Genomic DNA, 15,148 nt, shown 5'->3' on the forward strand with positions numbered 1-15,148 from the left:
GCATATATCCGGGAGAAAGACCTGCTGTATTAGGGTAATACCAGGTCACTTCTCTCTGAAATACATCTACTTAATAAACTGTCCGCATCCGGAATATGTTTTATCTCCGATTGTTAATTGTACGGTGTTGGGTCTCATAAATCCGCTCATATCATCTGAACAGGCGGTATTCCTTATATTAATGGTGATATCTTTTGTTTTGTAGATTTTCAGCGTATCGGTGTTCATGGTCAGGCCGGGCAGCGGAACATAGATGCTGTCGCCGTTGGCGGTTTTGAAGCGGATATTCTTTTTGTCCAGCTCCAGGGACCAGAAAGGTTCGTTGCCGCTGGCGTAGAAATTCACGCCATTGGTTTTTTTATCGCTGAGGAGTTTACGGATGTCACCCCCTTCTATAGGTTTCAGTTCATAATTGCTGGCGAGTACGCCTTCGACCCGCTTGCCGGCTTTGTCGAGCAGGACGAGTTTTCCTTCGGAGGCGAGGAAGGAGGTGCTGTCCATTTTTTGTTCCAGCATGGCAACGGAGTCGTTAACCGCCTTCCAGGTACCTGTTTCGACATATGCCACATTTAGTCCTCTTCCCTGATATGATTTTAATTCGCTATAGGTGTGGTCATCGTATAGGGATATCTGGTAGTCCATCCCGGGGCAATCTGCGCAGGGTAAGGTTCCCTGGTAGGTGCCGGTAAGGTGGGTTTGGGCAGATTTTCCCGCATTATCACGGATTTCAGTTTGTTTTTCTTGTGTGTTATTGTTGTTACAACCGGCCATGGTGGCTAGCAATACGGAGAATAGAAGGATTTTATGCATGGATATTTTTTTACGGGTGTTAATGAACATTATGGGAAGGTGGCAGGTTATTATGGTAAATTTAAGGCACTCAGGCCAATAATAGTGGCGTCAGACACAATATTAATATATGGTAGGGAGAGGATTACCAGGTAGGTATGGATATAGGGAGGCCTTATGAAATTTCAAATCTGCATATAATATTACTATAACCTCAAGACAGCGCAGTCCATATATTATATATATGCATTGATGTTTTTACTAAAAAAAATTCCGTTTTCGATTAGGTAATATCAGGCTGGATGTATGTTAGAGACTGTAGACAAAGCCAGTAGTAAGACTCTAAACCAGTAGGATGCTCGGAAAGTAGTAAAAAATTGGGATTATTTACGGCAATAAATTTTTTTATTTGTTGGTAAATTGTCAACATTCTGTCTTATTTTTGCTCGCACTTTTAAGAAACTTTAGGTCAAATCTAAACTATATAGGCTGTGTATCGTCGTGTTTCCATTCTTTTGCGCAAGCATTTTGTGAGTGTGCTTATTCTATGCGCTAGTATAGTAATTCCGTTTTCTTCCGTTAAAGCTGCGGATCCAAACGCTGGTAAAGCATTATTCCAACAGAATTGCGCCTCATGTCACAATGTCCACAAGCGCGTAACAGGACCTGCTCTGGCAGGTGTTGAAGGCAGGTGGTCTGATAAGAAATTACTGCACCAGTGGATCCACAACTCTGCGTCAGTACTGGCATCAGGTGATAAGTATGCCAACGACCTTTTCAACGAGTATAACAAGACTGCTATGACGGCGTTCCCTGCATTAAGTGATGCAGAGATCGACGACATTCTGGCTTATATCAAAGTTGAAGAGACGAAATCTACCACCACTCCAAAAGGAACTCCTAGTCCGGAAAACGGTAAGGGTGAACAAGGTGCTGACAACAGCCTCCTGTTCGGTATCATTACCCTGATCCTGGCAATCGTAGCCCTGATCCTCATGCAAATCAACAGCAACCTGAATAAGCTGGCTGGTGATAAAGAGGGTATCGCTACTCCGGAACCTGTTCCTTTCTACAAAAACAAAGCTTACATCGCGCTGGGTATTCTGGTGTTGTTCATGGTAGGTGGTTACTTCACTATTAATGGAGCGATCAACCTCGGACGTCAGAAAGATTATATGCCTGAGCAGCCGATCTTCTACAGCCACAAGGTGCACGCAGGTATCAACCAGATCAACTGTCTGTACTGCCACGCCGGTGCTGAGAAGTCTAAAACAGCGATGATTCCTTCTGAGAACATTTGTATGAACTGTCACAAGGCTATCAATAGCTACTCTGGTCCTGACCTGTTTACAGCGGAAGGCAAGAAAGTTGACGGTACTGCTGAAATTGCAAAATTATACGATTACGTAGGCTGGGATAACGAGTCTAAGAAGTATACCAAACCTGGTCGTCCGATCGAATGGACTAAAATCCACAATCTGCCTGACCACGTATACTTTAACCACTCTCAACACGTAGTGGCTGGAAAACAGCAGTGCCAGACCTGCCACGGTGCAATCACCGAAATGGACGAAGTTCATCAGTTCGCTGATCTGTCCATGGGATGGTGTATTAACTGTCACCGTACAACCAAAGTTCAGTTCGCTGAAAACAACTATTACAAAATCTTCGAACAGCTTCATCAGGATATGAAAGATGGCAAGATCGATAGCGTAACCGTTGAAATGGTTGGTGGTACTGAATGTCAAAAATGTCACTACTAGGAAGGATTTAGAGATTAATGATCTCGGATCAGAAGATATCAAATTTTATAAACGTAACTCGTTAATATAACATGGAGCAAAAAAAGTATTGGAAAGGCTTGGAGGAGTTGCACAATACCGATGCGCATCAGGAAATTGTGAAGAACGAATTCAGTGAAGAACTGCCGTTTGAGAGTGAAGGCCTGTTGAATGCTACTACCCCCCGCAGGGATTTCCTGAAATACCTGGGGTTCACCACCGCTGCTGCAACTATCGCAGCCAGCTGTGAAACGCCGATAAAGAAAGCTATCCCTTATGTGAACAAACCAGAAGAAATCACACCGGGTGTAGCTAACTACTATGCTTCTTCTTACACTATTGATGGTGAATACCTGCCACTGCTGGTTAAAACCCGCGAAGGTCGTCCTATCAAAATTGAAGGAAATACCTCTTCTTCTATAACTGGTGGCGCTACCACCGCTAAATCACAGGGTGCTGTACTGAGCTTATATGATGTAGCTCGTCTGCGTTTCCCTACTATCGGCGGTAACGAAACTACCTGGACAGAACTTGACAAACAGGTTTCTGCCGCACTCGCCGGCCTTGGTGGTGCACCTGTAGTATTGCTGAGCACTACCCTGCTGAGCCCTACTACTAAAAAAGTAATCGGTGAGTTCCTGGCGAAATACCCTAACTCCCGTCACGTGGTTTACGATGCAGTTTCATACTCCGGTATGCTGGACGCAAACCAGGCTTCTTTCGGTAAAAGAGTTATTCCTTCCTACCACTTCGAAAATGCGCAGACCGTTGTAAACCTCGGCGCAGATTTCCTGGGTACCTGGTTAAACCCTGCTGAATATTCAAAACAATTCGCTGCTACCCGCAAAATCAACGCTAAGAACCCTGAAATGTCCAAACATTTCGTGTTCGAAAGCCACATGAGCCTGAGCGGTGCCAACGCGGATTACAGATATACCCACAAACCATCTGAAACCGGTAAAGTTGCCCTGGCCCTGCTCGCAGCAGTAAATGGCAATGCAGTTTCCGGCGTAGACGGTAAACTGGCAGAAGGCGTTAAGAAAGCAGCAGCTGAACTGAAAAAGACCGCAGGTAAATCCCTGGTAGTTTCCGGTTCTAACGATGTGAATGTACAGATCATCGTAAACGCTATCAACAACGCAGTTGGTGCATATGGTGCTACCATCGACCTCGCTAACCCAAGCAACTATCGCCAGGGTAGCGATGCTGAAATGGTGAAACTGGTAAGCGATATGAACGCAGGCAGCATCGGTGCTGTACTCGTTTATGGCGCTAACCCTGCTTACGACTACTTCGACGCCGCTAAATTCTCCGAAGGTCTGAAAAAAGTGAAACTCACCGTTTCCTTCAACGACCGCGTAGATGAAACTACTGAACTGTGCAAATTTGCCGCTCCTGATCATCACTTCCTCGAAAGCTGGAATGATGCTGAAGGTAAACCTGGCTACTACTCATTCGTTCAGCCTACCATCGCTCCTCTCTTTAAAACACGCGCTATTCAGGATACCCTCCTGACCTGGGCTGGTAACACTACCCAATGGGTTGATTACCTGAAAAACGAGTGGATCGCTAAACTGGGTGGCGCTGAAGCATGGGATAAAGTACTGCAGGATGGTATCGTTGAACCAGCTACAGCTCCGGCTATGGGTGGTGGTTCCTTCTCCGGTGACGTTGCCGCTGCTACCGCTAAAATCGGTGGTGTAAAAGGTGGTAAATACGAAGTTGTACTTTACGAAAAAGTATCTATCGGTAACGGTAGACTCGCAAATAACCCTTGGTTACAGGAAATGCCGGATCCAATCACCCGCGCTACCTGGGACAACTACGCTTGTGTTTCCAATACACTCGCTAAAACCTTCTCTACTGAACTGGGCGATGATTACGAAATCAACGCTGAGAAGAAAGTACTGAAAATCACTGCTAACGGCAAAACAGTGGAACTCCCGCTGCTGATCCTTCCTGGTATGCACCCTGAAGTTATCGCCATCGCAGTAGGTTATGGCCGCTCTGAGAAAACCGGTAAAGCTGCCGGCGGTATCGGTAAAAACGCTTATCCTTTTGTAAGCTACAACGGTCAGAACTTCGACTACTTCGCTCCTGCTGAAGCTCCTGTTGCAACCGGTGCTAAATATCCACTCGGTCTGACTCAGACGCACAACAGCTACGAAGGTCGTCCTATCATCAAGGAAACTACCCTCGATGAATTCAAAGCAAATCCTAAAGAAGTTAACGAAGACAGAGAAGAACTGCTGAAATTTGGTAAGGATTTCCGTAAAGATGCTACCCTGTATCCTAGCTTCTCTTACCCTGGTATCAAATGGGGTATGTCCATCGACCTGAACACTTGCTTCGGTTGTGGTGCATGTACCATTGCTTGTCAGGCAGAAAATAACGTATCCGTTGTAGGTAAAGAAGAAGTGGTGAAAGCGCATGAAATGCACTGGCTCCGCATCGACCGTTACTTCAGCGGTGATGAGAACAATCCGGAAGTTGTGTTCCAGCCGATGCTGTGCCAACACTGTGATAACGCTCCTTGCGAAAACGTTTGTCCGGTTGGAGCTACCAACCACAGCTCTGAAGGTATTAACCAGATGGCTTACAACCGTTGTATCGGTACCCGTTACTGCGCTAACAACTGTCCTTACAAAGTTCGTCGTCTGAACTGGAGAGACTGGAATGGTGCTGATAGCTTCGAAAACAACCTGTACGATGTTGCTGATATGAACGATAACCTGACCCGCATGGTCCTGAACCCTGATGTAGTGGTTCGTAGCCGTGGTGTGATGGAAAAATGTTCATTCTGCGTACAACGCCTGCAGGATGCTAAACTGACTGCTAAGAAAGCTGGTCGTCCAATGAAAGACGGTGAAGCTAAAACTGCATGTCAGCAGGCTTGTGCTGCAGATGCTATCGTATTCGGTAACGTAAACGATAAAAACAGCGCAATCTACAAGATCCGTAACGAGGAACAGACAGAAAGAATGTACTACGTGCTGGAAGAAACCCACGTACTGCCTTCTATCAACTACCTGGCTAAGATCAGAAACAAGGATGCTGAACCTAAAGCAGAAAAAGAAGCTGCTCACAAGGAAGAAGCACACCATGCTTAATGATCTTGACGGGAAATCGTTAAGAGGAAAAAAGAAGTTACAGAATCTGAGATCATAACAAAAGACAAGGGCTAGTAGCTAGAAGCTAGCAGCTAAAAGCTTAAAGGATATGCATTTAAAATACGAATCCACACTGAGAGAACCTTTAGTAGACGGGGTTAAGGATTATCACCAGGTAACGGAAGATATCATTAGTCCTATCGAGGCTAAGCCTGGTAAATTGTGGTATGTAGGCTTTTTTATATCACTTGCACTGTTGGGCTTCGGCGCATTTTCAGTGTTTTGGCAGATCTATTTCGGGGTAGGTGTTTGGAATCTGAATAAAACCATCGGATGGGGTTGGGATATCACCAACTTCGTATGGTGGGTAGGTATCGGTCACGCCGGTACCCTGATCTCCGCTATCCTCTTGCTGTTCCGTCAGGGATGGCGTACAGGGGTAAACCGTGCAGCAGAAGCGATGACCATCTTCGCGGTAATGTGTGCCGGTCAGTTCCCGATTATTCACATGGGTCGTGTATGGATGGCATTCTTTATCCTGCCTTATCCTAACACCCGCGGTCCGGTATGGGTTAACTTTAACTCTCCGCTCCTCTGGGACGTATTCGCGATCTCTACTTACTTCACTGTATCACTGTTGTTCTGGTACTCTGGTTTATTACCGGATTTCGCTACCATCCGTGATAGAGCAAAAACTAAACTGCGTAAGTTATTATATGGTGTAGCTTCTTTCGGCTGGACTGGTTCTACCAAACACTGGCAACGTCACGAAGCACTGTCACTCGTACTGGCGGGTTTATCTACTCCACTGGTACTCTCCGTACACACCATCGTATCTTTCGACTTCGCGACCTCTGTTATTCCAGGTTGGCATACCACCATCTTCCCTCCTTACTTCGTTGCTGGTGCGATCTTCTCTGGTTTCGCGATGGTAAATACGCTCTTAATCATCACCCGTAAAATACTGCACCTGGAAGAATACATTACCATTGGTCACATGGAAGCCATGAACAAGGTAATTGTACTGACCGGTTCTGTAGTAGGTTGTGCTTACCTGACCGAGCTCTTCATGGCATGGTACGGTGCTAACCCTTACGAGTTTGCAACATTCTTCAAATATCGTGCAGCAGGTCCTCTGGGCTGGTCTTACTGGATCATGATGACTTGTAACGTTATCTCTCCGCAGGTATTCTGGTTCCGCAAGATGAGAAGAAGCGTAATGGTAACATTCGTTATGTCTATCATCGTAAACATCGGTATGTGGTTCGAGCGTTTCGTAATTATCTGTACTTCACTGTACCGTGACTACCTCCCATCCAGCTGGTCTTACTATCGTCCATCCTGGCCTGAAGTTGGTTTCTACATGGGTACATTCGGTCTGTTCTTCACTTGCTTCTTCTTATTTGCTAAGTACTTCCCGGTAATCGCAGTAGCAGAGATCAAATCTGTTCTGAAAACTTCCGGCGAAAACTTCAAAGAGAAAATGGAAGTATACGAAGAAGAAAGTGATGAGAAATTCGCTCACGACGTTGCTCACGCTCACTAATAGACTAAAAGACAGAATTAATTATTTAGACTTTGAATTTTTAAATATATGGCTGTTAAAAATTTTGTTGTAGGGTTGTTTGACGATGAGGCAGTGTTGTTCCCAGCGGTAAAGAAAGTTCGTACAGCTGGTTACAAATTACACGATGTGTACACTCCTTTCCCTGTACACGGCCTTGATCACGCGATGGGCCTGAGGGAGACCAGCCTGCACACAGCCGGTTTTATATACGGTATTACCGGTACTACTACGGCATTATCATTCATGAGCTGGGTATTTAACGTAGACTGGCCACTGAACATCGGTGGTAAGCCTCACTTCCCATTACCAGCTTTCATTCCAATCACTTTTGAGCTGACAGTTCTCTTTGCAGCTGTTGGTATGGTGATGACCTTCTGCTGGCTTTGCCAAGTCATGCCAGGTGTTAAAAAACACATCTTCCACCCAAGACAAACCGATGATAAGTTTGTAATGGTAATCGAAGTAACCGAAAAAACTAACGCTGAAGAAGTGAAAAGCTTCCTCAAGGCTGCAGGCGCTCACGATATCGAAGAGCAACAGGCTGAAGCTGGCTGGTGGTTCGGCAGATTCGATAAGGATGATGAGCCTTATCTCCGTAAGGTAAAACCTGTAAACGCGTAATTAAAAACAGCAAAAAACGACAGTGGCAGTTACTACAGCTTGTAACAACAATATGAAGTAACTGCCGGTTAAATAAATTCTGATGAAAAGGACTTCCAACATATTGATTGTAGCCGCATTGGCAACTGGAGCTTTCCTGACAGCATGTAACAGAGGGGAGCACAACAGAAAGCCCGGCAGGATTTATATGCCAGACATGTATGAATCCCGTGCGTACGAATTTTACAGTGCTCGTTTGTCAGGTATGAAACCAGTGGAAGGAACAGTAAAAAGAGGTGAATTATTACCATACCATCTGAAAGAATCAGATACTGCTCTGGCTAATCTGGTGAAAAATCCGCTGGCTATCACAGCAGCTGATCTGCAGGAAGGTGAACGTCTGTTCAACATCTACTGCGGTATCTGCCACGGTACAGCAATGGACGGTAACGGTCCTCTCTACAAAGGTGGTGATGGTCCTTACCCTGCAGCTCCTGCTAACCTGGCTTCTGGTCCAAAAGCAGCTTACACTGAAGGCCGCCTGTTCCATGTAATGACTTATGGTTTTAACATGATGGGTAGCTACGCCAGCCAGCTCGATAGAGAACAACGCTGGAAAATTGCAGCTTATATTAAGAGCAAAAATGCTCCTTCTTCTGCTCCGGCAGCAGCAGCAGCACCAGCAGCTACCGATAGCGCGGCAGCTAAAAAGTAAGAGTTAAACTGAATTTCAAACAAGTATTTTAATATACGACAATGAAAGACCAATTTGTAGTTCCAGCAAGATTAAAAAAGACCAGCTTCGTGTTAATGGGCGTTGGCTTGCTGACTTTATTGATCGGATTATTTGCGTTCCAGGGTGAGAACGCAACACGCTTCTGGGCGGGTCTGTTGCAAAACAGCAGCTTCTTTTTGCTGATTACATTAGCCAGCACATTCTTTATTGCTGCTACAACCCTGGCACATGGTGGTTGGCAGATTGCATTCCGCCGCGTTCCTGAAGCAATTTCAATGGCAGTACCTGTTTTAGGTGCTATCCTGTTTGCAGTTGTAATGATTCTCGTATTTGGTGGTAAAGATCATATCTACCACTGGTTAAATGCAGAACACGTAGAACACGATCCAATCCTGCAATGGAAATCAGCTTTCCTGAATAAAGGATTCTTTACAACAGCAACTATCATTACCATCGGTCTGTGGATATTCTTTACCATGAAACTGCGTAAAATGTCTATCGAAGAAGATGGTTGGGATCTGAAACCAGCAACCGGTAAAAAAATCCTCTGGAGAAATACCGTAGTAGCAGGTGGATTCCTGGTAGTATTCACCCTCTCTGTAGGTTCTACCTCTCCTTGGATCTGGCTCATGAGCATCGATTCTCATTGGTTCTCTACCATGTATTCCTGGTACACTTTCGCAAGCACCTGGGTGTCTGGTCTCGCACTGATCTCCCTGTTTGTTGTTTACCTGAAAAAACATGGTTACCTCACTTATGTGAATGAAGAACACCTGCATGATCTGGGTAAATTCATGTTCGCCTTCAGTATCTTCTGGACTTACCTCTGGTTCTCCCAGTACATGCTGATCTGGTACGCTAATATGCCTGAAGAAACCGCTTACTTCCAACCTCGTGTATGGGGCGAATGGCGTCCGATCTTCTTCCTGAATCTGCTGATCAACTTTATTACTCCGTTGCTGTATCTGATGAAAAGAGATACTAAACGTAACTATACATCTGTCGTATTCATCGCTATCGTGATCATCGCTGGTCACTGGATGGATTTCTGGCAAATGGTTTACCCTGGTACAGTAAAACACCTGGTGTTCCCTTGGTATGAACTGGGATTAGGCTTCGGCTTCGTAGGTCTGATTATCTACCTGGTTTCTAACCAGCTGACAAAAGCACCTCTGGTTCCAAAAAATCATCCTTACCTGAAAGAGAGTATCATTCACCACACCTAATATTATAGGTGAGAAAGGAGATTAGATAATAGAAAAGCATTAGATAACTTAATTATTTCATATAGCAATGTCAGGATTTTTAGCAGTCTTAGTTGTTGTTCTCATATTCATAGTCATCTTCCAGATTGCGAAGGCGAGCGAATATGTGTCCATTCTGAAGGGAGAAAAGAAAGCGCGCCAGCAAAGTAACCGTATCAATGGTTTCCTGCTGATTGCATTCCTGGTGCTGGGGCTTATAGGAGTTTACTACTGTAACGATTTGCTGAAAGGGAAGATCCTGGGCGAATCTGCCTCTGTGCAGGGTGAAGGTGTTGATACACTCATCTACGTAACACTGGCTATCACCGGTATCGTATTCGTTATTACTCAGATCGCGCTCTTCGTATTTGCATTCAAATACCAGGAAAAAGAAGGAAGAAAAGCATTTTACTTCCCTCACAACAACAAATTAGAAGTTATCTGGACAGTTATCCCGGCTATCGCCCTGACTGTTCTCGTAGCCTTCGGTTTGAAACACTGGTTCCAACTCACCTCTGAAGCACCGAAAGATGCTGCAATCGTTGAGATCACCGGTAAACAATTTAACTGGCTCATCCGCTACCCAGGTAAAGATGGTCAGCTCGGTCGTCGTGACTTCAAACTCATTGACGCGGCTAAATCCAATGAACTGGGTGTTGATTGGAACGATCCTCTGTCCAAAGATGACTTCCAGGCTACTGAAGTTCACCTGGTAGTAGGCAAACCGGTTAAATTCATAATTGGCTCCCGCGATGTTATCCACGACGTTGGTTTACCACAGTTCCGTATGAAAATGGACGCTGTTCCTGGTATCCCTACTACACTGTGGGTTACTCCTAAATACACCACCAAACAAATGAAAGAAAAAACAGGAAATCCTGATTTCACTTACGAAATCTCCTGCGATCAGATGTGCGGTTCCGGTCACTACTCTATGAGAGGTGTGATCGTGGTGGAAACACAGGCAGAATACGATGCATGGGTTGCTAAACAACCTTTGCAGTATAACCTGGCAAACCCTGCTCCTGCTGCTCCGGCTGCTGGTGCTGATTCTACAGTTAAAACTGTAGCTGCCAAATAATTAAGTTAGGCTTAATTTTGTGAAGAAGATTTTTTGACGGAGTCCAATTAATAATTCAAAAAAACAAACTGACAAACGAAAATACTTCCCGGGTGTCAGTTTAATAATAAACCGAACCGATTATGAGTCACGAAGCAACATTGCACAGTCAACAGGAGGTAACGCACGGCGCGGGTGGACATGATCATCACGATCATGAACACCATGACAGTTTCATTTCGAAGTATGTGTTCAGCATGGACCATAAAATGATCGCCAAACAATTCCTGATCACAGGTATTATTTGGGCTATCATCGGCGCTTTCTTCTCTGTACTGTTTCGTTTGCAACTCGGCTTTCCTGAAGCCACTTTCCCTTGGCTGGAAAGCATCTTAGGCCATTGGGCAAAAGGCGGACGTATTACGCCTGAAGCATATTATGCGCTGGTTACCATGCACGGTACCATTCTCGTATTCTTTGTATTAACCGCCGGTCTGTCCGGTACCTTCTCCAACCTGCTTATTCCACTGCAGGTAGGTGCCCGCGACATGGCGTCTCCTTTCATGAACTGCCTCTCTTACTGGTTCTTCTTCCTGGCGAGCTTAGTAATGATGGCTTCCCTGTTCGTTCAGACAGGTCCTGCTTCCGGTGGTTGGACAATGTACCCTCCGCTGTCAGCATTAGGAGATGCTTCTATCGGTTCTAAAATAGGTGTGGATCTCTGGCTCACTTCCATGGCGCTGTTCGTAGTTTCTCAGCTGCTCGGTGGTCTGAACTATATCTCCACTATCCTCAACATGCGTACTAAAGGTATGAGCATGACCAAAATGCCTCTGACAATCTGGTCATTCTTCTTTACCGCTGTACTCGGTGTACTGTCTTTCCCTGTGTTACTGTCAGGTTTCATCCTGCTCCTCATGGATCGTCACGCAGGCACCAGCTTCTACCTCTCTGATATCTTCATCGCCGGTAAAGCACTGGCTAACGAAGGTGGTAGCGCAATCCTCTATCAACACTTATTCTGGTTCCTGGGTCACCCAGAGGTATATATCATCATCCTCCCTGCAATGGGTATGGTGTCTGAAGTACTCGCGATTTCTTCCCGCAAACCTATCTTCGGTTACCTCGCAATGATCGGTTCCCTGTTCGCTATCTGTATCCTCGCCTTCCTGGTTTGGGCACACCATATGTTCGTAACAGGTCTGAATCCATTCCTCGGCGCCTTCTTCGTACTGTTAACACTCCTGATCGCGGTTCCATCTGCCATCAAGGTGTTTAACTGGATCACCACCATCTGGAAAGGTAATATCCGCTTTACTCCGGCTGCGCTGTTCTCTATCGGTTTTGTATCTACATTCATCTCCGGTGGTCTGACAGGTATCTGGCTGGGTAACTCTTCTATCGATATTCACCTGCACGATACCTACTTCGTAATCGCGCACTTCCACATCGTAATGGGTGTATCCGCTTTCTTCGGTATGTTCGCAGGTATCTACCACTGGTTCCCTAAAATGTATGGCCGATTCATGAATAACACCCTGGGTTATATCCACTTCTGGATCACCCTGGTTGGTGCTTATTGCATCTTCTGGCCTATGCACTACGAAGGTATGGCCGGTATGCCTAGAAGATATTTCGACTACTCCAGCTGGACTTCTTTCAACCAGTTCAATGGCCTGAACGAATTCATCAGCTTTGTGGTAATCATCGTATTCGCTACCCAGCTCCTGTTCGTGTTCAACTTCTTCTACAGCATTTTCAAAGGTAGAAAGATGACCACCCAGAACCCTTGGAAAGCAACTTCTCTGGAATGGACTACGCCAATTCATGGTATCCATGGAAACTGGCCTGGTGAAATCCCTGAAGTTCACCGTTGGGCTTACGACTACTCTAAGGATGGTAGAGATTTCATTCCTCAGACTGAACCAATCGGACCTAACGAGTCTGCACACTAATATTATTTTCAGCATCCGGCAGGTCTTTTCCGGCCTGTCGGAGGCTGTTAACTGTGATGTTTGTAAATTTGTCCCGAATTAAACGTCCGGGATGTGGATAGAAATAAAATGTTGCAAGAAAACTCCATAAAATTGTCGTCATCATATGCAGTAGCTAGTAAGGTGAAGGATTATTCTCAGTTAATGAAGTTTAATCTCACCTTCATGGTGGTTTTTTCGTCTGTGGTAGCTTACCTGCTGGTGCCGGGAGTGGAGTTTAAAATTGTAAAAGTTCTTTTATTATTTGCCGGTGGTTTACTGGTCTCCGGATCAGCTAATACCATCAACCAGATATGGGAAAAGGAAACGGATAAACTGATGGCTCGTACCGCAGTTCGTCCATTACCCGCCGGACGTATGTCTGACGGTGAAGCGATCGCCCTCGCTGCCATTACCGGTATCGCAGGAACCCTCATCATGGGCTTCAGCTTTAACTGGTTAAGTGCAGGGTTAAGCCTCTTGTCACTGGTGTTATATGCTTTTGTATATACACCCTGGAAGAAATGGAATTCACTCGCCGTACTGGTAGGTGCTATTCCGGGTGCCATGCCCCTGCTTATCGGCTGGGCTGCCGGCGCCAATAACCTTTCAGAAGGTGGCTGGTCACTGTTCGCCATCCAATTCCTATGGCAATTCCCGCATTTCTGGGCCATTGCCTGGATTGCGTATAAAGACTATGCCAGAGCCGGTTTCAAATTATTACCTGCAAACGGAGAACCTAATAAGTTCACAGCATTGCAGGCGGTGATATATACACTGCTTATGATTCCAGCAGGCGTAGCTCCTTATCTGCTGAAGATTACGGGTAAAGTATCCGCTATCGTAGCCATCATTGCCGGAATATTCTTCTTGTTCAGAGCCATCAACCTCTACAGAAAGAACGATATTCCTGCAGCACGGAAATTGATGTTCGGATCCTATATCTACCTGACAGTAGTACAGCTTGCACAATTGCTGGATAAATATTAAACTTGAAACAGGAGGAAGTGATGCAAACAATGAGCATACAACGTAAGAAAATACATCCGCACAAATATTCTCTTTGGATCGCCATGGGTAGTATTACCATGATGTTCATCGGGTTTACCAGTGCGTACGTTGTGAAGAGGACACAAGCAAACTGGCTGGCATTTGAACTGCCACATATTTTCTGGCTCTCAACTGCTGTGATATTGGCCAGCAGCCTGACCATTCACCTGGCTTTAAAGCAATTTAAAGAAAGGAATATGCAGCGCTACAAACAGTTAATTACGCTTACCGCAGTACTGGGTGTAGTTTTTGCCGCATGTCAGTGGATCGGGTTTTCTCAGATGAAATCCAGCGGACTCCCCCTTAACGGGCCAGTTTCCGCATCTTTTATTTATGTAATCGTAGGAGTGCATATGCTGCACGTACTGGGTGGCGTTGTAGCCTTACTGGTGATGTTTGGCAGAGCCTACAGAACACGTGTTCGAACCTACAGCCCGGTGCCTATCGAAGTAGCAGCCACTTACTGGCACTTCGTAGACATTCTGTGGATTTACTTGTTAGTATTTTTAAGTATCGCGAGATAAACTTTGTAAAATTTTATAAAACAAACAATGGATACAGCAGTTACAGCGAAGAAAAAATGGTGGGCCGGAGGTTACTCTCCCTTTAATGTGAACTATGGTAAGTTGATGATGTGGTACTTCCTTTTGTCAGATGCGTTCACTTTTGGCGCATTGCTGATATCTTATGGTACCATCCGATTTTCCAGCCCATCCTGGCCTGATCCGAATGAGGTGTTCAAATCATTCCCAGGCATGGGGCACAAAGAATTGCCACTGGCATTTGTGAGCTTGATGACCTTCATCCTCATCATGAGTTCTGTAACCATGGTACTGGCCGTACACGCTGGTCACCATAAAGATAAAAAAGCAGTAGCTAAATGGTTGACATGGACCATCGTTGGTGGTATCGCCTTCCTTAGCTGTCAGGCATGGGAATGGACACACCTGTATCACGAAGGTGCATGGTGGGGTCGTAACCCTTTCATGAACGTAGACGGTACCGTTGCTTCTACTAACTTCACCAACTTCTTCTTTACCATCACCGGTTTCCACGGTTTACACGTAACCTCCGGTGTGATACTGAATATCGTAATCCTCACCAACGTACTGAAAGGTACCTACGAAGAAAGAGGTCACTACGAAATGGTGGAAAAAGTAGGTCTGTACTGGCACTTTGTAGATCTGGTTTGGGTATTCGTATTCACCTGCTTCTACCTGCTCTAATAGTACCAAACG

The 15,148-nt window shown here is 45.4% G+C and carries 12 protein-coding genes; 11 read left to right on the top strand and 1 reads right to left on the bottom strand.

Annotated elements, in window-relative coordinates; translation table 11 throughout:
- Nucleotides 1-66 precede the first annotated feature (66 nt).
- Nucleotides 67-810, bottom strand: coding sequence for a copper resistance protein NlpE N-terminal domain-containing protein (locus F3J22_RS03965; protein ID WP_167014508.1), 744 nt, complete (start codon nucleotides 808-810; stop codon nucleotides 67-69).
- Nucleotides 811-1,280: 470 nt separating this feature from the next.
- Between F3J22_RS03965 and F3J22_RS03970 the strand changes: the two genes are divergently transcribed.
- The 11 genes from F3J22_RS03970 (at nucleotide 1,281) to F3J22_RS04020 (ending at nucleotide 15,136) form a co-directional block, all read left to right on the top strand.
- Nucleotides 1,281-2,552 carry a c-type cytochrome gene (locus F3J22_RS03970; protein ID WP_370459402.1) on the top strand — a complete coding sequence of 424 codons (1,272 nt, stop codon included), beginning with the start codon at nucleotides 1,281-1,283 and terminating at the stop codon, nucleotides 2,550-2,552.
- A gap of 71 nt (nucleotides 2,553-2,623) precedes the next feature.
- Nucleotides 2,624-5,680: a TAT-variant-translocated molybdopterin oxidoreductase gene (locus F3J22_RS03975; protein ID WP_167014510.1), complete on the top strand. Its 3,057-nt coding sequence runs from the start codon at nucleotides 2,624-2,626 to the stop codon at nucleotides 5,678-5,680.
- A gap of 109 nt (nucleotides 5,681-5,789) precedes the next feature.
- Complete coding sequence (nrfD, locus tag F3J22_RS03980) at nucleotides 5,790-7,226, top strand: NrfD/PsrC family molybdoenzyme membrane anchor subunit (RefSeq protein WP_167014512.1); 1,437 nt, start codon at nucleotides 5,790-5,792, stop codon at nucleotides 7,224-7,226.
- A 48-nt stretch (nucleotides 7,227-7,274) separates the two neighbouring features.
- Entirely contained in the window at nucleotides 7,275-7,868 is a 594-nt protein-coding gene (locus F3J22_RS03985) for a DUF3341 domain-containing protein (RefSeq protein WP_167014514.1), read from the top strand.
- An 82-nt stretch (nucleotides 7,869-7,950) separates the two neighbouring features.
- Entirely contained in the window at nucleotides 7,951-8,562 is a 612-nt protein-coding gene (locus F3J22_RS03990; protein ID WP_167014516.1) for a cytochrome c, read from the top strand.
- Nucleotides 8,563-8,603: 41 nt separating this feature from the next.
- Nucleotides 8,604-9,809, top strand: coding sequence for a quinol:cytochrome C oxidoreductase (locus F3J22_RS03995; RefSeq protein ID WP_167014519.1), 1,206 nt, complete (start codon nucleotides 8,604-8,606; stop codon nucleotides 9,807-9,809).
- Between the two features lie 67 nt (nucleotides 9,810-9,876).
- Nucleotides 9,877-10,908, top strand: a complete 1,032-nt coding sequence (locus F3J22_RS04000) for a cytochrome c oxidase subunit II (RefSeq protein WP_167014521.1) — start codon at nucleotides 9,877-9,879, stop codon at nucleotides 10,906-10,908.
- 122 nt (nucleotides 10,909-11,030) lie between these two features.
- Nucleotides 11,031-12,842 carry a cbb3-type cytochrome c oxidase subunit I gene (locus F3J22_RS04005; protein ID WP_167014523.1) on the top strand — a complete coding sequence of 604 codons (1,812 nt, stop codon included), beginning with the start codon at nucleotides 11,031-11,033 and terminating at the stop codon, nucleotides 12,840-12,842.
- 132 nt (nucleotides 12,843-12,974) lie between these two features.
- Nucleotides 12,975-13,850: a heme o synthase gene (cyoE, locus tag F3J22_RS04010; protein WP_240154997.1), complete on the top strand. Its 876-nt coding sequence runs from the start codon at nucleotides 12,975-12,977 to the stop codon at nucleotides 13,848-13,850.
- 2 nt (nucleotides 13,851-13,852) lie between these two features.
- On the top strand, nucleotides 13,853-14,434 hold the full coding sequence (locus F3J22_RS04015; RefSeq protein WP_240154998.1) for a cytochrome c oxidase subunit 3: 582 nt from the start codon (nucleotides 13,853-13,855) through the stop codon (nucleotides 14,432-14,434).
- A 27-nt stretch (nucleotides 14,435-14,461) separates the two neighbouring features.
- A complete protein-coding gene (locus tag F3J22_RS04020; RefSeq protein WP_167014525.1) occupies nucleotides 14,462-15,136 on the top strand; it encodes a cytochrome c oxidase subunit 3 in 675 nt (224 codons plus the stop codon).
- Nucleotides 15,137-15,148: the final 12 nt, after the last annotated feature.

The sequence above is a fragment of the Chitinophaga sp. Cy-1792 genome (assembly GCF_011752935.1).
GTDB lineage: Bacteria > Bacteroidota > Bacteroidia > Chitinophagales > Chitinophagaceae > Chitinophaga.